This window comes from Photobacterium sp. WH24 (genome assembly GCF_019204055.1).
In the GTDB taxonomy this organism is placed as follows: Bacteria; Pseudomonadota; Gammaproteobacteria; order Enterobacterales; family Vibrionaceae; genus Photobacterium; species Photobacterium arenosum.
Window position 1 is genome coordinate 51,397 of the sequence record NZ_JAGSOZ010000015.1, and the last position, 24,514, is coordinate 75,910.

Consider the following 24,514-nt stretch of genomic DNA (forward strand, 5'->3'; position numbering starts at 1 on the left):
TTAAGGTCTGTTTACAGCGGAAAGGCTTTCGTTGGCAGGCACAATACGTTAAACATAAGAACGAACAATATGCGCTTAACAATTCCAAATATCCTGAGTTTCATCAGGCTGGTGCTCATTCCATTCTTCGTGATTACCTTCTACCTACCTTACGAATGGTCACCGTTTGCCACCGCTCTTATCTTCACCATAGCAGGTATCACAGATTGGTTTGACGGTTACCTGGCCCGTAAACTGAACCAGACGTCAAGATTCGGTGCTTTTATTGACCCGGTTGCCGATAAAGTCATGGTAGCAACGGCGCTGGTGCTGGTGACAGAACACTATCATTCGGTCTGGGTAACCATACCGGCGATTACCATGATAGGCAGAGAGATCATTATTTCAGCATTGCGCGAGTGGATGGCTGAACTGGGCAAGCGTTCCAGTATTTCTGTTTCCTGGGTGGGCAAGGTGAAAACGGCCGCGCAGATGTTTGCTCTGGTGATGCTGATGTGGCATCCCAACGAGCTGTTGGAGACAGTGGGTTTTGTTGCCCTCTACATTGCAACAATTTTGACTTACTGGTCAATGTACCTGTATCTGAAAGCTGCAAAGGGTGATTTACTCCATCCCGACAATATGTGACAGAACAATCACCTACCTATTGATAGAAAGCGGCCTTGGCCGCTTTTCTTTTTCGCTTGTAACCAGTGTGTTGAAACAAAGTAGATGAATTTTTTTATTCAATCGCAAATTCTGCTTGGCAATGAAAAGCGCAATATGTTATTTTTCGCGCAATCTCAGGGGGCAACATATCTGAGACACATCCGTCATCATGAACTCAGGCTGATTGCATGTTGACGATCCGTAGGTACTGCTAGCGATGGCGCTGTCAGTAGAAGGGCATTAATAGTGCAATCTTGCGTAATGAAGCAAGGGCATCATTGAGGGAACCCAACTGTGAATACTTTAACGTCTCTAACCCAAATCAGCTTTGTCTTACCCAATTGCAGTATTATTACTGAGCCTTGATCGTCCGATCACCATGTCTTCAGCTGACTATCTATCAAACTACAGTGATGTTTATCGCTGGGGTTGTTAGTTGTGTGCTGAGTGCGCTTTACCGATAAGTTACTGACTTATCAATGTCTTTTATACTCAAAAGTACCACCTTTGGTGGGCTTCACTATTTTGGATTAAAAACCAATGAGTAATGTGTTTGATTTTGACGATGTCAAGCATGCGTCCAATGTTCCTGTAGTTCATGACCTGTATGACCTGACCCCAGATGAGTTGCTGCTCAGTCAGGAGCATTATGAGTCCGAAGTTCGCTCTTATCCGCGTCGTTTGCCGCTGGCGATTATGAAAGCGACAGGTGTATTGGTTGAAGACAGTCGTGGCCAGGTCTTTCTGGACTGCCTGGCAGGCGCAGGTACTCTGGCCCTGGGTTACAACCATCCTGAGATTAACCAAGCAATCATTGACCAGCTGAATGCGGGTATCCCGTATCAGACGCTGGACATGACGACACCAGTAAAAGATAAATTTATCCGTGAAGTGATGAACTTCCTGCCGGATGAGTTTGCTGCCAATGCTCGCATTCAATTCTGCGGTCCGTCTGGAGCAGACGCTGTAGAAGCGGCTATCAAGCTGGCCAAGCAAACCACTGGCCGTAACGTGATGATGGCCTTCCATGGCGCGTACCACGGTATGACCAACGGTACTATGGCCATGATGGGCAACCTGAACACCAAGGCACGCCGCCAGGGTCTGATGGCTGACGTCCACTTCATGCCGTTCCCGTACAGCCTGCGCTGCCCGTTTGGCATCGGCGGTGATGAAGGGGCGAAACAAACGCTGCGTTATCTCGAGCGTATGCTGAACGATGATGAGAGTGGCGTACAAAAGCCGGCTGCGATCATTGTTGAACCCGTACAGGGTGAGGGCGGTGTGATTCCTGCCCCGGCATTCTGGCTGCGTGAACTGCGCCGTATTACCAAAGAACACGGCATCCTGCTGATTTTTGATGAAATTCAGTGTGGTATCGGTAAAACCGGTTTCAATTTCGCGTTCGAAGAATCAGGCATTACCCCAGACATCCTGTGCTTGTCTAAAGCTGTGGGTGGCGGTTTGCCTATGTCTGTGCTGATTTTCGACAAGTCGGTTGATACCTGGCGTCCGGGTGAACACACAGGCACTTTCCGCGGCAATCAGCTGGCGATGGCAACTGGTGCGAAAGCACTGGAAATTATCCGTCGTGACAACCTGGTTGAGCATGCCCGCGTGGCGGGTCAGTACCTGCGCGAAGGTCTGGAGCGCATTGCTACTTACGTTGACTGCATCGGCGAAGTGCGTGGCAAAGGCCTGATGCTGGGTGTTGAGATCGTCAAAGGCGGCAAGAAAAACAAATTCGGCGAGCCGGAAGCGGATCCTCAACTGACAATGCAAATTCAGCGTGCTGCGCTGGAGCGCGGTTTGATCATCGAAAAAGGCGGTCGTCAGGGCTCTGTACTGCGCTTCCTGCCACCTTTGATCATCAGCCTGGAGCAAATTGATTTTGCGCTGGATGCACTGAGCAAAGCGATTATCGCTACTGCCGGTCCAGCGAAAGTGGTTGAAAAGTCAGCGGCCAGCGATGCCGACAAATGGCGCTCATTCTTCATCCAAACCGGTGAAGGTGGTGCTGATCAGTTCGAAGCTGCGCTGAACCAGACAACCAAAGTACTGAAACAAGTATTTGAAAGTACCACTGCGCCGTACTCAGGTATGGAGCCACAGGTGCTGAAAAACCTGATCAACAATATTGAATTGAATGATCAGCAACTGCCGTTGGATGCTGTGATTGATCAGGCTGGCGAGTTGATTGCCAAAAACTCAATCATTGTTCAGCATCCTAACTGCATTGCGCACCTGCACACGCCACCACTGGTACCGGCTGTAGCGGCTGAAGCATTCATTGCGGCTCTGAATCAGTCTATGGATTCATGGGATCAGTCAACGGCTGCCACCTTTGTTGAGCAGAAAGTGGTCGACTGGCTGTGCGGTGTCTATGGTTACGACAAGCAAGCTGATGGTGTATTCACCAGTGGTGGTACACAGAGCAACCTGATGGGTCTGTTGCTGGCACGTGACCGGTTTGCAGATATCCAGTCGGGCCATAACATTCAGAAGCAAGGTCTGCCTGAGTATGCCGGCAAGATGCGCATTCTGTGCTCGAAGAAATCGCACTTCACCGTACAGAAGTCCGCTTCGTTGATGGGCCTGGGTGAGCATGCGGTAGAAACCGTGGATACGCATCCGGACGGCACCATCAAACTGGCATCGCTGGTTACGCGTATTGATGAACTCAAGCGTGATGGTTTGCTGCCGTTTGCGGTAGTGGGTACAGCGGGTACAACAGACCACGGTGCGATTGATGATCTGGATGGTCTTGCAGATATCGCCGCTCAGAACAAGATGTGGTTGCATGTAGACGGTGCTTACGGTGGTGCGCTGATCCTCAGTCGTCACAAAACGCGTCTGCATGGCATAGAGCGTGCGGATTCGATCAGCGTGGACTTCCACAAGCTGTTTTATCAACCAATCAGCTGTGGTGCGGTGATCATCAAAGACAAGAGTAATTTCAAGTATCTGCTGCACCATGCAGATTACCTGAACCGCGAAGACGATATTGTTCCTAACCTGGTTGATAAGTCTATCGCGACAACTAAGCGTTTTGATGCACTGAAAGTACTGATGACAATGCAAGCTGTTGGCACACATTCACTGGGTGCTATGTATGATCACCTGCTGGGTCAGACACAACAGGTTGCAGACATGATCAACCAGTCAGAAGAGTTTGAACTACTGGCTGATCCTGCACTGTCGACAGTACTGTTCCGCTATGTTGGCAATACAGAGGCTGATCTTGACCAATTGAACAAAAAATTGCGTTTTGAGGCCCTGGTGAAAGGTGTTGCAGTATTGGGTGAAACCGTAGTTGATGGCAAAATTGCCCTCAAGCTTACGATTCTCAACCCATGTCTGACCATGGCAGATTTTGAGAACCTGCTAAATGAAGTTAACCAGCTTGCTTGTTCACTGGTTGACTGAATGACGTGGCTTGCTCCAGTGGGGCTGGAGCAAGCCAATGTTTTATCTGAAGAAGACGGAATGAATTAAATGGCAATTTTACAAATCGGTGCTGGGGGTGTTGGCTGGGTTATTGCCCATAAAGCTGCTCAAAACAATGATGTGTTAGGTGATATTACTATCGCTTCGCGTACTGTGAACAAGTGCGAACAGATCATTGAATCCATCAAGGGTCGCAACAATATGAAAGATCCAGGCAAGAAGCTTGAGGCTCGTGCCGTGGATGCTGACGATGTCGATGCCCTGGTGGCACTGATCAAAGAGGTTCAGCCAGATCTTGTTATTAACGCTGGTCCTCCTTGGGTTAACGTTGCAATCATGGAAGCCTGTTATCAGGCGAAAGTGTCCTATCTGGATACATCAGTGGCGGTTGACCTTTGTAGCGAAGGCCAGCAAGTGCCAGAAGCCTATGACCCTCAGTGGGCTTTCCGTGACAAATTTGCAGAAGCGGGTATCACAGGTATTTTGGGTGCCGGATTCGATCCGGGCGTAGTCAGCGTTTTTGCTGCCTATGCAGTGAAGCATCTGTTCGATGAGATTGATTCTATCGACGTGATGGACGTCAATGCTGGCGATCACGGTAAGAAATTTGCGACCAACTTCGATCCTGAAACCAATATGCTGGAAATTCAGGGCGACTCTTTCTACTGGGAAGACGGCGAGTGGAAGCAGGTTGGCTGCCACACCCGCATGATGGAATTCGATTTCCCTCTGGTCGGCTCGCAAAAAGTGTACTCCATGGCGCACGACGAAGTGCGTTCAATGAAAGAATTCATCCCGGCGAAACGTATCGAATTCTGGATGGGCTTCGGTGACAGTTACCTGAACTATTTCAACTGCATGCGCGATATCGGTTTGCTGAGTCCTGAACCTGTCACACTGGGTGACGGTACGGTTGTTGAGCCGCTGAAAGTGCTGAAAGCTTTGCTGCCGGATCCAACCACGCTGGCACCGGGTTACACAGGTAAAACCTGTATCGGTACCTGGGTGCAGGGCACCAAAGGTGGCGAGCCTCGCAGCGTGTTCATCTACAACAACGCTGATCATGAAGTGGCTTACAAAGATGTTGAGCATCAGGCGATTGCCTACACCACAGGTGTACCTGCGATTACTGCAGCATTGCAGTACTTTGGCGGGAAATGGGCAGATGCCGGTGTGTTCAATATGGAGCAGCTGGATCCGGACCCATTCCTGGCAACTATGCCGAAAATTGGCCTGGACTGGCATGTTCAGGAGCTGGAACCTCGCCAGCCACTGATTAATATTCTCAAGTAAGTCACCGACTGTTGAGTTAACCATATTCAAGCCGGCGTTGGAAACGACACCGGCTTCTTTAGATAGAAGCTTAGAATATGCAGCATCCTGAATTAAAAACCCCGTATTTCATGATTGATGAGAGCAAACTGATCCGCAATCTTGAAATTGCCAAGAAACTGAAAGAACTGTCCGGCGTTAAACTGGTTCTGGCCCTGAAGTGTTTCTCTACCTGGGGTGTGTTTGACATCATCAAACCGTACCTGGACGGCACCACCAGCAGTGGACCGTTTGAAGTGAAGCTGGGTTATGACACCTTCGGTGGTGAAACGCATGCCTACAGCGTGGGTTACAGCGAAGATGACGTCAAAGAGGTCGCGGATATCTGCGATAAAATGATTTTTAACTCGCAAAATCAGCTGGCAGCGCACCGTCATCTGGTGGAAGGTAAGGCTGAACTGGGCCTGCGCCTGAACCCTGGTGTCAGCTATGCAGGTCAGGATCTGGCCGACCCGGCACGTCAGTTTTCTCGTCTGGGCGTACAGGTTAATCACATCAACCCGGAAGTATTTAGCAGTATCGATGGTGTGATGTTCCACATGAATTGTGAAAACAAAGATGTGGATGCCTTTATTCGTTTGCTGGATGATATTTCTGAGCAGTTCGGCGCGTATCTGGATCAGTTGAAATGGGTGAGTCTGGGGGGCGGCGTCTTCTTCACCTGGCCGGGCTACGATGTCGAGAAACTGGCAGCAGCGCTGAAAGCGTTTTCTGAAAAACACGGTGTTCAGCTGTATCTGGAGCCGGGCGAAGCCATCATTACTCAAACCACAGACTTGGTAGTGACTGTGGTTGATATTGTAGAAAATGAGCTCAAAACAGCCATCGTCGACAGCGCGACAGAAGCGCACCGTCTGGATACCTTAATCTATAACGAACCTGCTTCGATCCGCGGCGCAAGTGAGAGTGGTGATCACCGTTACGTGATTGGCAGTTGCTCATGTCTGGCCGGCGATCAGTTCTGTGTCACTCAGTTTGATCAGCCGCTGAAAATTGGTCAGCGTCTGCACATCCTGGACAGTGCCGGTTACACCATGGTGAAACTGAACTGGTTCAACGGCCTGAAAATGCCGTCGATTTACTGCCAGCGTGCGAATGGCGAAGTACAAAAGCTGAATGAATTCGGCTATGAAGACTTCAAACGCTCGCTGTCGCAGTGGTCGGTTAATTAAGATTCTGCCCAAACGAAAAATAGAAGGCCGGTTACTGACCGGCCTTTGTTTTATCGGTGCCATCAACACTTTGGTGCAGTTTTTAACTGCTTGAGAGAAAATTTGAACAATTAAACCCAAAACATCAATTAGTGTTTGACTCAAATTTTAAAATCAGTAAATTAGCACCCGCACCGCAGTCAATGAAGCGGTATCACAAAATGGCGCGTTGGCAGAGTGGCTATGCAGCGGATTGCAAATCCGTGGACCTCGGTTCGACTCCGGGACGCGCCTCCAAATTTCACCACGCTGAACTATTCAGCCTGGTTGTGCAAAACAGACAAAAGCCAGCATTTCAGCTGGCTTTTTTGTACCTTCGAAAAGTCGTCATCTTGTTAGCCGGACAGCGAAGCCCAGTAGGCCGCCCATTCTGCTGGCTTGCCGAAATAGGCCTGTAGCGGGATATGTTTCAATTGCCCGTCCTGCTCAACCGTCATTGACGGATAGCCGCTCAGCTGATGTTGCCTCATCAGGTTTGCCGTGCGGGCAATAACGGCATCTTCATTCGCCGTGATGAGCGCTTGATGCCAGATCTCAGCCGGAATGCCTATCTCGGCTGCCAGCCCGGTTAATACTTTTTCATCATGCACCGTCTCGCCTTGCTGATAATGGGCAAGCTGGATCCGTTTGAGCATCTCTAACGCCGATTTCCCGCATTGCCCGGCTGCCAGAATGGCACGTACCGGCACGATGGAATCAAGAACCACAGTGTCTGCATGTCGCATCTTTGTCTGATAGGCATCGCCAAAGATGACGCCACTCAGGGCGTGGATACGTTGATCACTGTCGAGAAAGTGCTGGCGGCTCGCTTTGTCGAGTGCTCTGCTGTCAAACAAGCCTCCGGGATGCAGCATAAGCTCAATATCATCGCGCTCAGCCAGGTGTTCAATCAGCGGGCCGGCGCCGAAGCACCAGCCGCAAAGTGGGTCGTAAAAGTAATGGACCGTCACGCCAGTATTTACCATTTCATCTCTCCCATGTGGACTTTTGCACCTATGCTCAGCGCCATCGGCAGGCCAGCATCCGGGTAGCGTTTCTCCATGGTGTCGATGACTTGCTGGCTGTTGTCACTGGATTTCACGGTTTGCTGAAATGCCTTCAGGTAGTTCAGGGCAAACGTGATGTTTTCAGCCGTCATTGGCGTGCCCGCTTTCATGTGGCCCGGAATGACAGTTTGCGGCTTCAGTGCCTGCATGGCTTCCAGCTGCTGTGCCCAGGCGGTTTGTTCAGCAGGTGTCTGTGCGTCGGCCATCCACAGGTGAACATTACCGTATACGGCAACATTGCCCAGCACGGTTTTACTGGACGGGATCCACAGGTAAGGGCGGTGCGCCAGCTCGCTACTGGTGTCACGGATTTCAATCGTCTCACCGTCAACTGTTAAAGTGGTCTGTGCATACGCGTCAGGAAGCAAAGTTTTCACTGGTGCGTTGTCACCCATTTTGGGTGTCCAGAATGCCAGTTTGCCCGCCATTTTCTCTTTAATCACCGCACGGACTGCAGGCGTGGTGATCAGGCGTGCTTCAGGAAACTGTTCTTTCAGCACTTGTGCGCCAAAGTAGTAATCCGGATCGGCCTGGCTGATGAAAATGGTTTTCAGTGTTTTGCCACTGTCCAGCACCATAGCGGCGATACGCATGGCATCGGCACGGGTAAAACCGGTATCGACCAGCATGGCGTCATGCTCGCCATAGACCAGGGTGGCATTAACATGGAAGCTGTTGCCATCGGCGTTATACACCTGAGTTGAAAGCGGCGCCGCTTCGGCCAGAGTGGCGGTAGAAAGTGCTACAAGGGAGGCTGCCATTAAGAATGTCTTTTTCATGTGTTCGCTCCAGCGAATGTCATTGGGAATGGCATGCATCATAGTGATTTTATTTGATTGGATATAGAATCAATTATCAACAACATTGTTTCTTAAATCGGACAAATAGATGGACAGACTCACGGCAGCAAAAGTGTTTATTGATGTCGCAACGACCGAAAGTTTCACCACGACAGCAGATCGGCTGGAGATGTCCCGCTCTATGGTGACCCGCTATATCGCCACCATGGAAGAGTGGATGAAAGCCCGGCTGTTACAGCGCACAACCCGCAAAGTGGCATTAACAACTGCAGGCCAGCAGTGCCTGAAAGAAATCAAGCTTTGGGTTGAGCAGGCCGAGCATATTGCAGTGACATTGCAGCCTGCAGACCGGCTCACCGGTCATGTCAGATTGACGACCAGTATGTCTTTCGCTCATGCGCAGCTTGCTAAGGCAATACAGCCATTTTTAGCGCTCAACCCTGAGGTTTCTGTTGAAATAGATGTCCGCGATCAGGTAACAGATTTGATTGCAGAAAGATTCGATTTAGCCATTCGTATTGCTATGGCGCCGGATCCGTCATTAATCGGAAAGCCGATAGCAGGTTGCGATTCTGTGATCGTGGCGTCACCTTCCTATCTTAAGCGGTCGTCTGATATACAGGTACCGGCGGATCTCAGTCATCATCAATGCCTTGGTAATCGTAGTTTCGAGCAACATGTGTGGCACCTGACGAAAAATAACGTTACTGAGTCGGTAGAAGTGACGTGCCGATTCATTTCAAACGAGGCGACCGTATTGAAAGCCGCGGCGATAGAAGGTGCGGGAATTGCAGTGCAACCCACGTATCTGGTTAGTGAAGATATTCAAGCGGGCAGGTTAGCCGTGGTATTAGCGGACTGGGTACCCAAATCAATGTCGGTATATGCACTTTATCCCGCAAGAGAATATCTATTGCCGGCGGTGCGGGGACTGATCGATCACCTGGCACAGTATTTTGAAGACAATCATTGGCCTGCAAAGCCGAATGAATTCGGGATGTAAATAAAAGTGAACAGTTTCTGTGAACCAGGTACGGCTTCTCATTACTGTAAATGTGAGATAAGTCATACCTTCTGGTAAATTGAGAGTTAACAGCAGTATTACTTTGACTTATATAACAAAGTTGGTTTTACGCGGAGTTTTTTCTCGATGTTGGTAGCTGAAACACATATCCGCTTTATGGGTGTGATTTAGCATATCCTAATATGGTATATTGCGCGCTCATTTTTCGATCTGGTTAGTGAGTTGGGCAAGGCGTGAAATCAGGCATTATCAACATCAATTTAGCTGTAAACCGGAATCGGTTGTTAGAAGTCTTTGATGCGGGCAGTGAAGGCCTGTGGGAGATGACGCCAGGGAATGTGGTGAAATTTTATAATACGCGTTTTTATGAAAATTTTGACGTGAACTTGAATGGTTCTCCAATTCATGAGTGGATTGCCATTGTGCATCCTGATGATGTTGAACAATTCCAAAATAATGTGAATCGACAGGTGACGGAGAAGATCAGCTATTTTACCAGCCAATACCGGATTCGGAATCGGCAGAATGATTATCGCTGGATTGAAGCTGTGGGTGTACTGAATACCGACGAGCACGGCGAACTGCAATATCTGGTTGGTTCACATAAAGATATCACTGAAAAAAAATTGCATGATGAAAAATTATTCCAATTAGCTTACCGGGATTCACTGACCGGTTTGTGGAATCGTCGGCAATTGGTTGAGCAACTTAACGTCATTCAGGCGGATGGTGTACCGGGCATTATCATTACTTTTGGGCTGACGAAGTTTAGTCAGTTTGTCGAAGTTTTTGGTTTTGAGGCTGGTAATCAGTTGATAAAGCTGTGTTCTGAGGCGATTACTGAAGTCTTTACTGACACCGATCTGATCTTCCGTTCGTATTCCGATGAATTTGTTGTCATGCTCAAAGACTGCCCTGAAAAATCAACGCTATGTTGCACTATCAATAAAGCGATCACACTGTTTGATCAGCGATTCCGTGCCGTTCACGACACCACAATTCAAAAGTTAAATGCCGGGGTTTATCAATTACCCGGTGGTTCTGCAGCGGCTGAAGATGAAGAATCTATTTTATATAAATCTATGCTGGTTATGCGCCACGGCAAAGAGCACGATTCACGCATTGCGTTTTATGCAGACGATGAGCAGCGAGCCATTGAGCGGCATCTTTTTCTGGAAACCGGCATAGAGAAATCTATTCAGGATGATGAATTCTATTTAATGTTCCAACCGATAGTGTGCGCAACGACCGGGAAGATCAAGAGTGTCGAATCATTGCTTCGTTGGCACAGCGCCAGTTATGGCGAAATTAATCCGGGAGAATTTATTGGGATTGCGGAAGCCAATCAGGACATTATTCCATTGGGATATCATGTGTTGGATTTGGCGTGCTCATATATTGCGGAGTACCGCCGACAGCACCAGCATGATTTTAAAGTATCTGTGAATATTTCTGTTATCCAACTGATGCAGGCAGATTTTGTTCGTAAATTTCTGGCAATTGTCAATCAGTATCAGCTATCCCCGAGTTATCTGTCAGTGGAAGTGACCGAATCGGCCGTATTAGAAACCAATGCATTTGCTGTTGAACAGTTGCTGATTCTTAATGAGTTAGGGTTTTCAATTTCACTGGATGATTTCGGCTCCGGGTATTCCTCATTCAACACCTTCTTTTCTATTCCTTTTTCTCAGCTCAAACTCGACAGATGCATCGTCAAAAAAATGGCTGATGATTCATCCGTATACTCTTATGTCAAATTTCTGGTTGTTATGTGTCGTGAAAAAGGAATTTCTGTTGTCGCAGAAGGCATAGAAGATCTTGCTCATGCCGAATTAGTCAGAGAAGCCGGAGTTGATTTAATGCAAGGCTATTACTTCTATCGACCTATGGTAGGACAAAAATTGCTCGAGTTAGAAATCAGTCCCGATTGAACGTCGCCAGAACAGGGCAATGTTACCTCAGAGCATAATGGAATATGCTCTGAATGATTATTGAAGCATGACTAAGAATATATGCAGTAGCTAGTGTAGCTATAATCTTGCTTATTGATACTGATTTTCCTATATATTTTAGTTGATTTATCTTAATTTCAAATTAAAGCTAGTGGGTTAAGCTGTTTTTCTTCATAGAGTAATTATTCACTATTGTTGATATGTTAATCGTTTATCCTTGTATGGTATATTACGCGCTTCATTTTTTACTGGTACTCAACTGGGCTTAACGTGAAATCTGACATTATCGACAATAAAGTTGTTAATAATCAGCATAGGTTGTTGGAAATATTTGATGCTGGTAGTGAAGGTTTGTGGGAAATGACACCAGATAATATGGTGAATTTCTATAACACACACTTTTATGAAAACTTCGATGTGTCATTACACGGCTCACCATTGGATGAGTGGATAGCCATTATGCATCCTGATGATAAAAGCCAGTTTATTGAAAATATTAGCACTCAGGTTACAGAGAAAATAACCCGTTTTATCAGTCAGTACCGTGTGCGCAACCGGCAGGGTGAGTACCACTGGATTGAAGCGGTCGGTGTTATTCATGCTGATGACAGCGGTAATCTTCTGTATATGGTCGGCGCGCATAAAGATATCACAGAAAAAAAGCAATATGAGGACAAGCTGTATCAGCTGGCTTATTGTGATTCACTGACTGGGTTTAATAACAGACGTAAATTAATTGAAACCCTGACAGAGTTGCTGGAAGCCAAAAGTCATGCGGCGATAATGACATTTGGGTTAAATAAAATAAACCAAATAATGGATGTATTTGGCTACCAAGCGGGCAACAGTATCATATTGCTTTGTGCTGAGTGTCTGAAAGAAGCCTTTGGCTCGAAAAACGTATACAAAACACAGCCAGATGAATTTGTAGTGTTACAGAAGGGTGTTTACTCTGAGAGCGTATTGAAACAACAAATTGCCTCAGTGCTTACTGACTTTGAACAACGCTTTCGCTCTTTTCATCAGTCGACATTACAGTCACTGAATGTGGGTGTTTATTTGTTGAAAGAAGATAACTGCCTTAGTGAAGATGCTGAATCGCTGTTATATAAATCAACGTTAATCATGCGGCACGGTTCAGAAAAAGACGACTGTATTTCTTTTTATGCGGATGAAGAGAAGCGATCGATTGAACGCCATCTCTTTTTGGAAACCGGATTAAAAAAAGCAATTACAGACAAAGAATTATATTTGTTGTTTCAGCCCATTGTCTGTGCTGCAACAGGAAAAACAGTGAGTGTGGAATCTTTGGTTCGCTGGAACAGTGTTCGGTATGGCGAGATCATGCCTACTGAATTTATCAGTGTTGCGGAAGAAAACGGGGATATTGTCGAACTGGGCTACCATGTACTTGTGCTGGCATGTGAATTTTTAAATCAATACAGAGAGGCCCATTCCCGCGTCATTAAGGCGTCGGTGAATGTATCGGTTATTCAGCTGATGCAGCCTGACTTTGTTGCCCATTTTCTCGCTATTGTGCGCCACTATCAGCTACAACCAGAAAATCTGACGATAGAGATGACAGAGTCTGTCATTCTTGAATCGAATCCTTTTGCCGTACAGCAGCTGCTGGCACTGGATGAGGCAGGATTCACCATTTCCCTGGATGATTTTGGTTCCGGATATACCTCTTTCAACACCTTTTTCTCCATCCCGTTCACCCAGCTTAAACTGGACAGAGCCATTATTAAAAAAATGGAAGCGAACAGCGCAGTCCGAGCCTATGTGAAATTTCTGGTCAGCATGTGCAACGAGAAAGGCATCACTGTGGTTGCTGAAGGCATTGAAGACTATGCTCAGGCGGAACGGGTTAAAGAAGCCGGAGTTGATCTGATACAAGGGTTTTATTTTCATAAACCCAAGAGCGGCAAGGCGATTATTGAATCTGAAACTGTATAAATTCGCCCTGCCAAAGCCATATGTACTGACCGCTGATACTGATTATTTGAGGTTTATGCAGTACCTGTAGCATCAATGTGTCAGTCACTCTGTTCGGGTTGGTTAAATTCAATTCAGTTTGGTTGTAAAGTCCCGCACTAAGCTGGGCATATCGAAGTCCGGGCTAAACCGCCCGCGGAAAACGCCTTCAGGGTCGATAATGGAAAATGTTACGGAATGTGCAACGCTGTAGTCTTCCTTGTTTGCTGAGACTTCAAAACGGATGCCAAGACTGTTGGCAAAGCGCGTTAACTGCGGCTCACTACCTGTTACACCGTGAATTGAAGCATTAAAGTACTGCAAATATTGGCTGAGTTCGACAACTGAATCCCGTCCGGGATCAACAGACACAAACACAAAACTAACATCATGTTCGCCAGGGTTTTCTGTCAGGGCGGCAGAGAGTCTTGATAGCTGTGCCAGACTGGTTGGGCAGATGTCAGGGCAATGGAGAAAGCCAAATAATACAATGGTCCAATGCCCCATTAATGACTGGTTAGTAAACTCACCGACCTCAGATTCAAGGCTAAAACTTGCCAGACTGCGCGGGTTGTCCAGCCACTCAATGGCTTGTTGTGTCTTGGATTGCTGTGCGTTGAGTCCGAGGGCTACGATAGCTAATGTTGCCCCCAAGGCGATACTCAGACTAAGTAATAGAAAAACACGCTTTGTACTATTCATGCGCCTGTTCCTTATACTTGGCCACAATCAGCCACAGCGCCAGCAATGCGGGCAGTGTAACGCCGCCAAAATCAATGATCAGAAATTCAGGCCCGCAGATGCCAACTAGCACTTCCCACACATGGAAAATGGCATGGCCGGTTAACCAGGCAGTTGGCATCAACCAAAGCGTCAAGCTATGTCTGGTGTCAATCGCTCCCCAAATAAAAGCGGCACCGATCAGGCTGTAATTCATGCCGATATCACGCAGAAAGTGCTGATTGAACGGTCCCCGGTCTGGCACGCCCGGCACCATCCAATACCAGGGCTCAGGGGCGAGCGTCATAAACACACCGTTACCCAATGCTGCCAATCCGAGCAGCACAGCTATTCTGATGCTCCATTTATTCAGCATTCTCAGCCTCCCCGGTTAATGCAGCGCCCCGCTCAGGTGTGATGTATGGTGCGTTGATCTGAATTCGCTGACAGGTTTTCCCATAGCCCAAAGTGTATTTCAGGGCCGGATAAACCCGATAAGCACTGATGGCAAAACCAATTGTAATCAGCCCTTTGGGGCCCCACAAAGCCAGTATTTTCTCACGATAATCATCCGCTTCAGGGTGATGAGCCAATACAGATTCAGTAAATTTCACCACCAGGGCAATATCATCAGGCAGATTGTTTAAATCTTTATTGATAATGGCTTGTACAATATCCGGGCTTATTTTTGCCTCCAGAGCCATATTCACCGCCAATTGGGTGCATGGGCCGCAATCGTCCCAGAGAATGGCGCGTATTCTGGCGGCATACAGCGGCCCTGCGGGTAAATTACCCGAATGGGAAGACATGGTCTGGAATCCCATAAACTTCAGGAAAGCCCCAAGATCGGTTTTCAGAATATCCTGCTGATAACGAATGTCGTAATCGTAACGGTTTTTGAATGCCAGAAGCATCTTGCTGAATAGATAGCGAATCATATTGGGTCCTTAGTGTTTGGCTGATAGTGAGATGGCAGTACACCGGTTTTCGCTCTTTCCTGTGCCTGAACAGGTTTGAATAACAGAAAGAGACACGAGAGAAAGATCAGGGCGCAGGCATAGAGCATGACCGAAAAGTTACCCTTATCTAATAAGCCGGAAGCGAGCAGCGGGCCTGTCGCTAAACCGACGGCAGAAACAACAGCCGCCAGCGCTGAAAGACGCCCTGTGCTGTCCATGTCGGCCGTTACCGCTAACAAATAGGACTGAACCGCAGGCCAGGAAAAAAACAGCAGCGTCATTGAAGTGACATAAAGCAGCGGGGTGAGCGGTGAGACGCTGAGCAAGAGCGCAGAAATGATCGACAGAGCAACACCAGCGAGAACCCAGGACAAACGACCAAAACGGTTGCCGCTTATCACAGGTAACATTGCCCCCAATAACCCCAGCAATCCGGTTATTGCGATATACAGACTGACATTATCCGTGCTAATGCCCGCACCGAGGCCGATGCGCCCGACATAAGTCCAGATAGCGCTGGCGGCAAGCTGATAGGCTGTGATGGCCAGCATCAGTAACACTGCGTTGCCATTTAGCTCGGTCAACAACACCGATTGTTTGACTGGCTTGCGCTCACTGGCAAGAGAAGGCAGAAACAGCATCATAATCAGACTCAATAATGCAAAGCCTGCCATGACATAAAATACCGCATAAGCGCTCAGCAGCGTTTCAAGTGCCGGCAGCAGGTAAATTACCACAGCGCCCAGGCTGAACTGTATGAGTAACAAGGTGCCAAAAGCACGATCCGCATTGTTTAACCTGGCCAGTACAGAAAAGCCGATACCGACACAAAGCCCACCGAAAAGCCCGGCTAAAAAGCGCCAGCCGAGCATGACACTGTAGGTTTCAATCCATAAAGTCCCTATATCAACGACAGCTAGCAGGGCTAAAAACGTATACATGGCAGACTGCCAAGGCATTCGGCGTACCAGAAAAATAGCCACAGTGCTGCCCAAAAGACCACCGTATCCATTGAGCGCAACAAGCTGTCCGGCCTGCGCATCACTAAAACCAATACTGCCTGCGAGTGCATTAACCATACCCGGCAGAAAATTAATATAGGAAAGCCCGGCCATAGTGATAAATGCCAGGAAAAAATAAACCAGCGGATGATTGGCGGATACTTTTCTGAACATAATGCCTCATTGAAGTAACAGGATTTGTTGTTGGAGCCTGAATATTAAGATTCAGCAAAGGGAAGAAAAATAGGCCGAAATCCCTTTGAGTCGTGAATACTATTCATGAGTCTTTATTGTTATAGTCAGCCAACGAATAAAATCTTGATGCTCAGTGAATGGATAAACTCAGGTCATTAGAAATATTTTTAGCCACGTGTGATGGTGAGAGCTTTGCGGCAGCAGCACGAAGCTGTAACACAGATCCGTCCACGGTCAGCAAGGCAATCAGCCGGCTGGAAGCGCAGTTAGGACTGACACTTTTTCAGCGCTCTACCCGACAATTGCGTATCACCGCTGCGGGTCAGCGCTATGCCGATACAGTGCGCAAGATGATTCAGGATCTCACCGTCTGCGAATATGAGCTCAAGCATTTGAATGATTCGCCCAGCGGTACTCTGCGCATCAGTTCGGCCGTCTGTTACGGCCATCTCTATCTTCGCCCCTTGCTGCAGGCATTCTGTCAGCGTTACCCAGCCATCAAGCTAGATCTGGAAATTAATGATTTACACGCCGATATCATTGAAAACGATATTGATATCGCGCTGCGTACGGGTTACGTAAAGGACAGTCGCCTGGTGGCCCGGCGCCTGAGCCCAATGGACTTTCTTGTTTGTGCCTCACCACACTATTTAGCGGCTCAGGGTGCACCCCAATGTGCCGATGACTTTCACCAGCACAGCTGGATTGGTTTTCGTATCAAAGAGACCCAACAGCTACAGCCCATCTTTTTGCCGAATGAGCAGGGTGAATATGTTCCTTATGAATTAGAACGAACGCATGTCACTGATGATGGCGAAGCAATGGCCTGTATGTGTGCCGATGGTCTGGGCTTTGCTCAATTACCTCACTTTCTTGCAAAACAGGGCTTGAACAATGGCACCTTAGTGTCCCTGTATCCTTATTTCAGGCCGCCACAACCTGATAATGGTGTGTTTGCCATCTATCCTAAACGCGAATATTTACCCGCCAAAGTCAGAGTGTTTATTGAATTTATGACTGCATCTTTGGCATCTATGGGGGAAAGCACAAATCACACCTGGGCTGAAAACTGGGCGCCTCTTGTGAGTGGCCGGTAGTTTTGCGGGGTGTTCAATAAATTGGTTTAGTAAATTAATATAAGTGCCTTTAGTATAGAGTTTTAGCAGAAGTATGTGAGAACATGGTAATGCGGAATTAATAAAGGCTAAACCCGATAATTGTAATGTGTTTTTTTCAGGTGAATGAATGGAAAATTCAATTGGTATGTTATTAGTTGTAGCTTTGATGCTGGTAACTTTATTTGCTTTGAATCGGTTTTGTAATGTTATGAAAGAAATTTGGATGAATAAAAAGATTAATTGGGCGTTGATACTTCAGTGCTTTGTTGCTTCTTTTGTTACAATTCTTCTTTTTTTCTTTATTTCGGAAAATGCAGAAATGCTAAATATCAAGGTGAGCCCAGCAAATCCACCTATTCAAAGGTAGTTAGTAGAAAATTATATTGAAATGGAGATTGTTATGAAACAGGTTCTTATGACATTGATGTTGTGCTTTTCATCGTTTTCTTTCGCCAACTACTATTGTTTAGGCGAAATCAAGCATCTTGGTGTTGATTCTTCAACCCTTCATGTCAGTAATGGCTTTGGTGTGCATAAACTGTGCAATGTGTCTGAAGAACACTGTAAAGCGTGGATGTCTATGGGGTTATCAGCCAAAATGTCGAATCGTCAGGTGGTGATTTATTACAAGCATCCGACATTGACTGGAAATTTGAGTGGCAGTCGCTGCAATGAAATCGGTGACTGGGTTGTGCCAGAAGATAGCGTTTACTATTTCCAAGTATATTAAATAATCATATTGATAATATTCGAGAGCAAAAAATGAATAAAAAATATGCAAGTTTGGTTAAGGGGTTATTGATTACAGCTGGGTTTCTGAGCGCACCGTTCGCCAGTGCAGGTGTACTGTGTGAAGGAAAAATTGAGAATATATACAAGTGGTCGGACAGACAAACGCTGTCTATTCAGGTAGCTACGCCTGAAGGTGTGACGAACTGGATTCGGATGCCAACCAAGTCGGATGAATCGATGGCGTTAACGGCATTTGCCAGTGGGAAAATTGTTCGGGTTCGCTGGGAAGGTGATTTTAATTTCACTAAATGTATTGATGGGTGGCCAGATAATACCGAATTTGAAGGCTGGTGGTTGATTAAGGGTTAACACTCTTGGTTTTTTCACGTTAAGTTGGTTGGGGAATAAAATGAAAAAATGGAATAGATTTTTGCTTGTTGCGTTGTCGCTTTTATCTTTTAGTTCATATGCAGAATACAATGCAAATATGACTGGCGTAGTAACGCAAGTGTTAACTTATACGGATGGAAATCAGATTTATTTCTTGCTGAAGAATCAGCCAACATCACACCCCAGCTGTAAGCCTGATTTGTTCGCCATTGACGCGAGCACTCCTGGTGAAACCCGGCACCAGGTACTGTCACGGTTGCTGACAGCCTATGCAACCGGTAAACCCGTGAATATCGGCTACGACAAAGAAGGGGATTGTGCACATACCTGGATACGTGCTCACCGGGTCGGGTAATTGTTCGTTTTTGCAAGAATGGCCGTCACTGACAATGATGGCCATTTTTTATGTCTGACGCTTAATATCTCCGTCTTTGTCCACACGAAGAAATCATTCCCGCCAGCTCCCATAGAAAACATTGCCAGCCTGGCGGTTTAGTGTTGATATGATTATCACCGTGCTTTTGCACGAGTGTAATTGTCTGTTGTGGCACTAAAAAGGAGCGTTTCAGTTGAATCCGAACTATAAAGCAAGCGCGATTCTGGTGCTGACGACTATGCTCGCGGCTATCGGGTGGATTTTCTCTAAGGAAACGCTGCAGGGCTTGCCGCCTTTTCTGTTTATTGGCATGCGATTTCTGCTCGCTTCACTGTGTCTGCTGCCGTTTTGTTATGCGGCATTAAGGCGTACAACGCTCAAGACAATCAGTTTTGCTGCAATGGTGGGCGTGCTGCTGGGGGTGGCCATGATGTGCTGGATCCATGCCATGTCTAATACGGAAGCCTTAGCGGAAGGGGCGTTTATTGCCAGCCTGTCGATGCTGTTTGTGCCGGTTGTCGCCTGGGTGCTCTTCAGGCAGAAACCGCCGCGGTCATTTTGGATTTCTATGCCAGTCGCGGTGGCTGGCATGGCGCTGTTATCACTATCCGGCGGCTGGCAGCAATCTGACAGCCAGATCTGGTTTGCCGCCTGTGCCTTTATGCTGGCGATTCATTTCAACGTGAACAGCCGGTTTGCCCAGCAGATACCGATACTCTTGCTTGCCTGTATTCAGTTATTTGTCACCGGCTTGCTGTCGTTGACTATGTCATTGACCGTTGAGCAGATACCTGCGCAAGTGCCGGCGTCTGTCTGGGGCTGGTTCGCCCTCAGTACCCTGCTGGCCACCAGTTTACGTTACGTGTTGCAAACGGTAGGGCAAAAACAGATCACTGCATCGAACGCGGCATTGATTATGTTGCTGGAACCTGTGTGGACAGCGACGCTCAGCGTGCTGTGGTATGGCGAAGTGTTCACTTTGAATAAAGCGCTGGGATGTGCGCTGATTTTGTCATCTCTGGTGTTGTACCGCGTGGGAGCCCGGCCATTTTGGGCAGTGCGCCGGGTAGCTCGCATTGAGCGCGGCCCTGATTCTTTTATCAACGCTTCAGCTGAAAAGCAGGCATGCAGTAAGAAGAGAGAAGAGTAACAGAAGCCACCATTTACTAACGTGTATGACTCGTCCTGAACAGTAAAAGGGCCATCAATGATGGCCCTTTGCATAGCGAACGGGGTATCTGTGGTTACTCCACGACTTCCACTTCGTCCGGTACCAGATTCGCTGCTTTGATGCCGGCGATGGCACACAGCTCATCCAGTTCGGATAAATCACCGCTGATGCCAACCGCACCCAGCAGGCAGTTGTTGCTGCCGCGGATCAGAACGCCACCCGGTACAGGCAGCAAGTTGCCTTCGGCCAGCACATTGACCGCCGACATGAACGCCGGACGCTGTTGGGCATCAATGGCGAGTTTACGGGAAGAACAACCCAGCGCCAGGGCTCCCCAGGCTTTGGCGATGGCAATTTCAGGGCGGAGCATACTGGAGCCGTCCTGACGTTGCAGAGAAATAAGTTTACCGCCGCTGTCGAGAACAGCCACAGTGAGAGGTGCAGCACCTTTGGTCAGGGCAGTGCTGAATGCGCCCTTGGTAATTACCAGTGCTTCGTCCAGTGTTAAGCTCATAGTGATCCCTCCGATCAAGAATTAATTGACTAACTTTTTGAGCGGCAGCCGGTTCCCGACTGCCGGGTATGTTGTTTATGTGCCACCAATCCATGCTCGGTGAGCGGCTTTACTCCTAAAATGCCATTCATACATGATGACCGGGAGTAAACGTCTCTACCGCTCTGGGAAATCCCCCTGAGCAGACAATCAGCCTACCAACAGCGGGTAGCTTGGCAATGTCAGGAATGGTGCAAATTCGTCTGATGTCGACAGTTCATCAAACAGTTTGGCCGCATCGTCAAAACGACGATTCTGGCTGTTATCCGTTTGTTCAAGCTTGAGGCTGTCCACTTCTTGTTGGAGCCAGTGGCGGAACAGCTCTGCGGTAAATAGCTGACCATCGTCCAGCTTGACGCCGTGGTGTATCCACTGCCAGATATTGGCCCGCGAGATTTCAGCGGTTGCCGCATCTTCCATCAGGCCATGGATTGGCACGCAGCCAAGCCCGCGGATCCAGGCTTCGATATACAGCAAAGCGATGCGCACATTCTTGCGAACACCGGCTTCATTACGGTGACCTTCACAAGGAGCCAGCAGATCTGCAGCTGTGATGTCGTTGGCGGCCGATGGCAGGTAATCAAGCTGGTTTGGCTTACCGCCGAGGCGCTGGTTAAACACTGTCATTGCGGTATCAACCAGACCAGGGTGGGCCACCCAGGTGCCGTCGTGGCCATTGCTGGATTCACGCTCTTTGTCTTCGATGACTTTTTCCAGAACCTGCTTCATTTCTTCAGGGTCTTTACTTGGAATAAAGGCAGACATACCGCCCATTGCCAGCGCGCCACGCTGGTGACAGGTAGCAATCAGCAACTGGCTGTATGCCGTCAGGAAAGGCTGCGCCATGGTCACATCGTGACGGTCAGGCAGAATGCGGTCTTTATGTTGCTTGAGGGTTTTGATGTAACTGAAGATGTAATCCCAGCGGCCGCAGTTCATGGCAACGATGTAATCGCGCATGGCGTACAGGATTTCATCCATTTCAAAAACAGCGGGCAGGGTTTCGATCAGCACGGTCGCTTTGATGGTGCCTGTCTGCGCACCGAAGTAGTTCTCGGTGAAACGGAACACATCGGCCCACCACTGGCCTTCTTCCATCGACTCCAGTTTTGGCAGGTAATAGTACACACCTAAGCCTTTTTCAGCCCGGGTCTGGTAGTTATGGAAGAAATACAAGCCGAAATCCATCAGGCAGCCAGGGATAGATTTGCCCTGATACTGAATGTGCTGCTCAGGCAGATGCAGGCCACGAGGACGCGCGATCAGCAGGGCCGGATCATCATTCAGGACATATTCTTTCTGACGGTTGTCGTCGAAATAGCGCATTTCGCCCAGGTTGGCATCACGCAGGTTGATCTGGCCTTGTACCATGTTGTCCCAGCTCGGCGCAGTGGCATCCTCGAAACAACACATAAAGACTTTCGCGCCTGAGTTCAGCGCATTGATCACCATCTTGCGATCAACCGGACCCGTAATTTCCACCCGGCGATCCTGAAGCGGAGCAGGGATATCAGCAATTCGCCAGCTTTTATCATTTCTGATGTCTGCTGTGTCGGCTCTGAAACCAGGCAGTTTGCCATTGTCGAATTCACGCTGACGTGCTTCACGGCGGGCAAGCAGATCGTCCAGACGGCCTGAAAACTGACTGACAAGTGCAGTCAGAAACGCCATGGCATCGTCGTTCAGGATAGCCTGATAGTCGGGTGACAGTGAACCAACGGCGAGCTGTAGGGAATCGGCTTGTGCCTCATGATGTTGTTGGGTATCCAATTGCGTCTCCTTAGAACAAACGGTCTATCGTTTTGTATACATTTTATAATTTTCCTATTATCTATAACCTATATGGGCGTATCAGGTAAAGTGGTTTTTATCACTATGTAAATCTGATGTTGTTTTTATGTGTCGCTATTTTTTCAGATAACCTACTGTTATTTAAATAAATAGTGGGATGGCGGCATATTAAGTTTGTTTTAAATCGTAACAGCCCCCTTGCTAAGATCAATTATGTATGTCTAGAATACAATCATACACAACATTGTATACAATTATGCAGGAGGCAGTATGGCGAAGATGAAGGCAATTGAAGCCGCCGTTGAAGTTTTGAAAAAAGAAGGTGTTATTCAGGCATTTGGTGTACCAGGTGCAGCGATTAACCCAATGTATGCTGCACTGAAAAAACTGGGTGGCATTGATCATATTCTGGCTCGACATGTGGAAGGTGCTTCTCACATGGCTGAAGGTTACACGCGTACCAATACCGGTAATATCGGTGTTTGTATCGGTACTTCAGGCCCGGCGGGTACAGATATGATCACAGGATTGTATTCAGCAGCTGCTGATTCCATTCCAATTCTGTGTATCACCGGCCAGGCACCACGTGCTCGTCTGCACAAGGAAGATTTCCAAGCGGTTGATATCGAGAGTATCGCTAAACCCGTTGCTAAGTGGGCAACCACAGTACTGGAGCCAGCTCAGGTGCCACGTGCATTCCAGCAGGCTTTCCATCTGATGCGCTCAGGCCGTCCGGGTCCGGTATTGATTGACCTGCCTATTGACGTTCAGCTGGCTGAGATCGAATTCGATATCGACAGTTATGAGCCTCTGGAAGCGTACAAGCCAACAGCCAGCCGTGCTCAGATTGAAAAAGCATTAACCATGCTGAACCAATCCGAGAAACCACTGATTGTTGCGGGTGGCGGTGTCATTAATGCCGGCGCGTCTGACTTGCTGCAGCAGTTCGCTGAAATCACCGGCGTACCAGTGATTCCAACGCTGATGGGCTGGGGTTCGATTCCGGACAACCACGAATTGATGGTAGGTATGGTGGGTCTGCAAACAGCACACCGTTACGGTAACGCCAACATGCTGGCTTCCGACTTCGTGTTTGGTGTTGGTAACCGCTGGGCAAACCGTCACACAGGTTCTGTAGATGTGTACACCAAAGACCGTAAGTTTGTTCACATTGATATCGAGCCGACTCAGATTGGCCGCGTATTCTGCCCGGACTTAGGTATCGTATCGGATGCAAAAGCCGCACTGGAACTGATTGTTGAGGTTGCCCGCGACATGAAAGCCGCTGGCAAGCTGGCCGACCGCAGCGCCTGGGTTTCTGAATGTCAGCAGCGTAAAGCCACTATGCTGCGTAAGACGCACTACACTGAAACGCCAGTGAAGCCAATGCGTGTTTACGAAGAAATGAACAAAGTGTTTGGCGAAGAGACCTGCTACGTGAGCACCATTGGTCTGTCTCAGATTGCCGCTGCTCAGTTCCTGCATGTGTACAAGCCAAACCACTGGATTAACTGTGGTCAGGCTGGTCCTCTGGGCTGGACAATTCCTGCCGCGCTGGGTGTGCGTGCAGCGGATCCGCAACGTCCGGTTGTGGCACTGTCTGGTGACTATGACTTCCAGTTCATGATCGAAGAGCTGGCTGCGGGTGCGCAGTTTAACCTGCCGTATATCCACGTACTGGTGAATAACTCTTACCTGGGTCTGATCCGTCAGGCACAGCGTCAGTTTGACATTGATTACTGTGTACAGCTGGCGTTCGAGAACCAGAATGCGCCGGAGCTGAACGGCTATGGTGTTGACCACGTTGCTGTGGTTGAAGGTCTGGGCTGTAAAGCCATTCGCGTAACGGATCCTGAGAAGATTGCCGATGCCTTACGAGAAGCGCAGGTTCTGATGAACAAGCACAAAGTACCTGTTGTGGTTGAAGTGATTCTGGAGCGTGTAACGAATATCGCGATGGGCGTTGAGATTGACGGCATCAACGAGTTCGAAGCACTGACAGAAGATCAGGCTGATGCGCCGACGGCCATCACCTTTAACCAATAATATTCCACGAATAGCAAAAGGAATG

At 48.1% G+C, this 24,514-nt stretch carries 22 protein-coding genes and 1 tRNA gene; 15 read left to right on the forward strand and 8 right to left on the reverse strand.

From position 1 onward, the window contains the following. Positions 1 to 69 precede the first annotated feature (69 nt). From pgsA to KCG43_RS16805, 5 genes are all read left to right on the forward strand, one after another. Positions 70 to 627 carry a CDP-diacylglycerol--glycerol-3-phosphate 3-phosphatidyltransferase gene (pgsA, locus tag KCG43_RS16785; RefSeq protein ID WP_027252439.1) on the forward strand — a complete coding sequence of 186 codons (558 nt, stop codon included), beginning with the start codon at positions 70 to 72 and terminating at the stop codon, positions 625 to 627. 561 nt (positions 628 to 1,188) lie between these two features. After that, positions 1,189 to 4,074, forward strand: a complete 2,886-nt coding sequence (locus KCG43_RS16790; RefSeq protein ID WP_218386393.1) for a pyridoxal phosphate-dependent class III aminotransferase — start codon at positions 1,189 to 1,191, stop codon at positions 4,072 to 4,074. 69 nt (positions 4,075 to 4,143) lie between these two features. After that, positions 4,144 to 5,388, forward strand: a complete 1,245-nt coding sequence (locus KCG43_RS16795; protein ID WP_218386394.1) for a carboxynorspermidine synthase — start codon at positions 4,144 to 4,146, stop codon at positions 5,386 to 5,388. A gap of 77 nt (positions 5,389 to 5,465) precedes the next feature. Next, a complete protein-coding gene (gene nspC, locus KCG43_RS16800; RefSeq protein ID WP_218386395.1) occupies positions 5,466 to 6,599 on the forward strand; it encodes a carboxynorspermidine decarboxylase in 1,134 nt (377 codons plus the stop codon). 202 nt (positions 6,600 to 6,801) lie between these two features. After that, positions 6,802 to 6,875, forward strand: a tRNA-Cys gene (locus KCG43_RS16805). A 98-nt stretch (positions 6,876 to 6,973) separates the two neighbouring features. On the opposite strand, the gene KCG43_RS16810 is transcribed toward KCG43_RS16805, so the two are convergent. Further along, positions 6,974 to 7,603, reverse strand: a complete 630-nt coding sequence (locus KCG43_RS16810; protein WP_192016480.1) for a DsbA family protein — start codon at positions 7,601 to 7,603, stop codon at positions 6,974 to 6,976. Next, positions 7,597 to 8,463 (reverse strand): MBL fold metallo-hydrolase, encoded by an 867-nt coding sequence (locus KCG43_RS16815; protein WP_218386396.1) that lies wholly within the window; start codon positions 8,461 to 8,463, stop codon positions 7,597 to 7,599. The genes KCG43_RS16810 and KCG43_RS16815 overlap by 7 nt, the downstream gene beginning before the upstream one ends. Before the next feature lie 109 nt (positions 8,464 to 8,572). Here KCG43_RS16815 and KCG43_RS16820 point away from each other — a divergent pair, with 109 nt between their 5' ends. The 3 genes from KCG43_RS16820 to KCG43_RS16830 all read left to right on the forward strand — a co-directional run bounded on the left by KCG43_RS16820 (position 8,573) and on the right by KCG43_RS16830 (position 13,419). After that, on the forward strand, positions 8,573 to 9,487 hold the full coding sequence (locus tag KCG43_RS16820) for a LysR family transcriptional regulator (protein WP_218386397.1): 915 nt from the start codon (positions 8,573 to 8,575) through the stop codon (positions 9,485 to 9,487). Between the two features lie 254 nt (positions 9,488 to 9,741). After that, positions 9,742 to 11,439: a GGDEF domain-containing phosphodiesterase gene (locus tag KCG43_RS16825; RefSeq protein ID WP_218386398.1), complete on the forward strand. Its 1,698-nt coding sequence runs from the start codon at positions 9,742 to 9,744 to the stop codon at positions 11,437 to 11,439. A 381-nt stretch (positions 11,440 to 11,820) separates the two neighbouring features. Beyond that, positions 11,821 to 13,419 carry a GGDEF domain-containing phosphodiesterase gene (locus KCG43_RS16830; protein WP_218386399.1) on the forward strand — a complete coding sequence of 533 codons (1,599 nt, stop codon included), beginning with the start codon at positions 11,821 to 11,823 and terminating at the stop codon, positions 13,417 to 13,419. 108 nt (positions 13,420 to 13,527) lie between these two features. On the opposite strand, the gene KCG43_RS16835 is transcribed toward KCG43_RS16830, so the two are convergent. From KCG43_RS16835 to KCG43_RS16850, 4 genes are read right to left on the reverse strand one after another with little or no spacing between them, the layout of a single operon-like run. Further along, on the reverse strand, positions 13,528 to 14,139 hold the full coding sequence (locus tag KCG43_RS16835) for an SCO family protein (RefSeq protein WP_218386400.1): 612 nt from the start codon (positions 14,137 to 14,139) through the stop codon (positions 13,528 to 13,530). Beyond that, entirely contained in the window at positions 14,132 to 14,533 is a 402-nt protein-coding gene (locus tag KCG43_RS16840) for a hypothetical protein (RefSeq protein WP_218386401.1), read from the reverse strand. Before KCG43_RS16840 ends, KCG43_RS16835 begins: the two co-directional genes overlap by 8 nt. After that, positions 14,523 to 15,095 (reverse strand): hypothetical protein, encoded by a 573-nt coding sequence (locus tag KCG43_RS16845; protein ID WP_218386402.1) that lies wholly within the window; start codon positions 15,093 to 15,095, stop codon positions 14,523 to 14,525. Before KCG43_RS16845 ends, KCG43_RS16840 begins: the two co-directional genes overlap by 11 nt. Further along, positions 15,092 to 16,291: an MFS transporter gene (locus KCG43_RS16850; protein ID WP_218386403.1), complete on the reverse strand. Its 1,200-nt coding sequence runs from the start codon at positions 16,289 to 16,291 to the stop codon at positions 15,092 to 15,094. The genes KCG43_RS16845 and KCG43_RS16850 overlap by 4 nt, the downstream gene beginning before the upstream one ends. A gap of 158 nt (positions 16,292 to 16,449) precedes the next feature. Between KCG43_RS16850 and KCG43_RS16855 the strand changes: the two genes are divergently transcribed. The 6 genes from KCG43_RS16855 (at position 16,450) to KCG43_RS16880 (ending at position 20,078) form a co-directional block, all read left to right on the forward strand. Beyond that, entirely contained in the window at positions 16,450 to 17,409 is a 960-nt protein-coding gene (locus KCG43_RS16855) for a LysR family transcriptional regulator (RefSeq protein WP_218386404.1), read from the forward strand. Between the two features lie 148 nt (positions 17,410 to 17,557). Beyond that, on the forward strand, positions 17,558 to 17,797 hold the full coding sequence (locus KCG43_RS16860) for a hypothetical protein (protein WP_192016490.1): 240 nt from the start codon (positions 17,558 to 17,560) through the stop codon (positions 17,795 to 17,797). Positions 17,798 to 17,830: 33 nt separating this feature from the next. After that, entirely contained in the window at positions 17,831 to 18,160 is a 330-nt protein-coding gene (locus KCG43_RS16865) for a hypothetical protein (protein ID WP_218386405.1), read from the forward strand. Positions 18,161 to 18,192: 32 nt separating this feature from the next. Then, entirely contained in the window at positions 18,193 to 18,531 is a 339-nt protein-coding gene (locus tag KCG43_RS16870; protein ID WP_218386406.1) for a hypothetical protein, read from the forward strand. Between the two features lie 40 nt (positions 18,532 to 18,571). After that, entirely contained in the window at positions 18,572 to 18,907 is a 336-nt protein-coding gene (locus KCG43_RS16875; RefSeq protein WP_218386407.1) for a hypothetical protein, read from the forward strand. 214 nt (positions 18,908 to 19,121) lie between these two features. Further along, positions 19,122 to 20,078, forward strand: a complete 957-nt coding sequence (locus KCG43_RS16880) for a DMT family transporter (protein ID WP_255558074.1) — start codon at positions 19,122 to 19,124, stop codon at positions 20,076 to 20,078. Positions 20,079 to 20,172: 94 nt separating this feature from the next. Here KCG43_RS16880 and KCG43_RS16885 read toward each other — a convergent pair whose 3' ends face one another. Both KCG43_RS16885 and aceB read right to left on the reverse strand, forming a co-directional pair. Continuing rightward, the gene (locus KCG43_RS16885; RefSeq protein ID WP_218386408.1) at positions 20,173 to 20,613 is read right to left on the reverse strand and encodes a heme-binding protein; all 441 of its coding nucleotides are present in this window, start codon (positions 20,611 to 20,613) and stop codon (positions 20,173 to 20,175) included. 189 nt (positions 20,614 to 20,802) lie between these two features. After that, positions 20,803 to 22,323, reverse strand: a complete 1,521-nt coding sequence (gene aceB / locus KCG43_RS16890) for a malate synthase A (protein WP_370630706.1) — start codon at positions 22,321 to 22,323, stop codon at positions 20,803 to 20,805. A 390-nt stretch (positions 22,324 to 22,713) separates the two neighbouring features. On the opposite strand from aceB, the gene gcl reads away from it, so the two are divergent. Continuing rightward, on the forward strand, positions 22,714 to 24,489 hold the full coding sequence (gene gcl, locus KCG43_RS16895; RefSeq protein WP_218386411.1) for a glyoxylate carboligase: 1,776 nt from the start codon (positions 22,714 to 22,716) through the stop codon (positions 24,487 to 24,489). Positions 24,490 to 24,514: the final 25 nt, after the last annotated feature.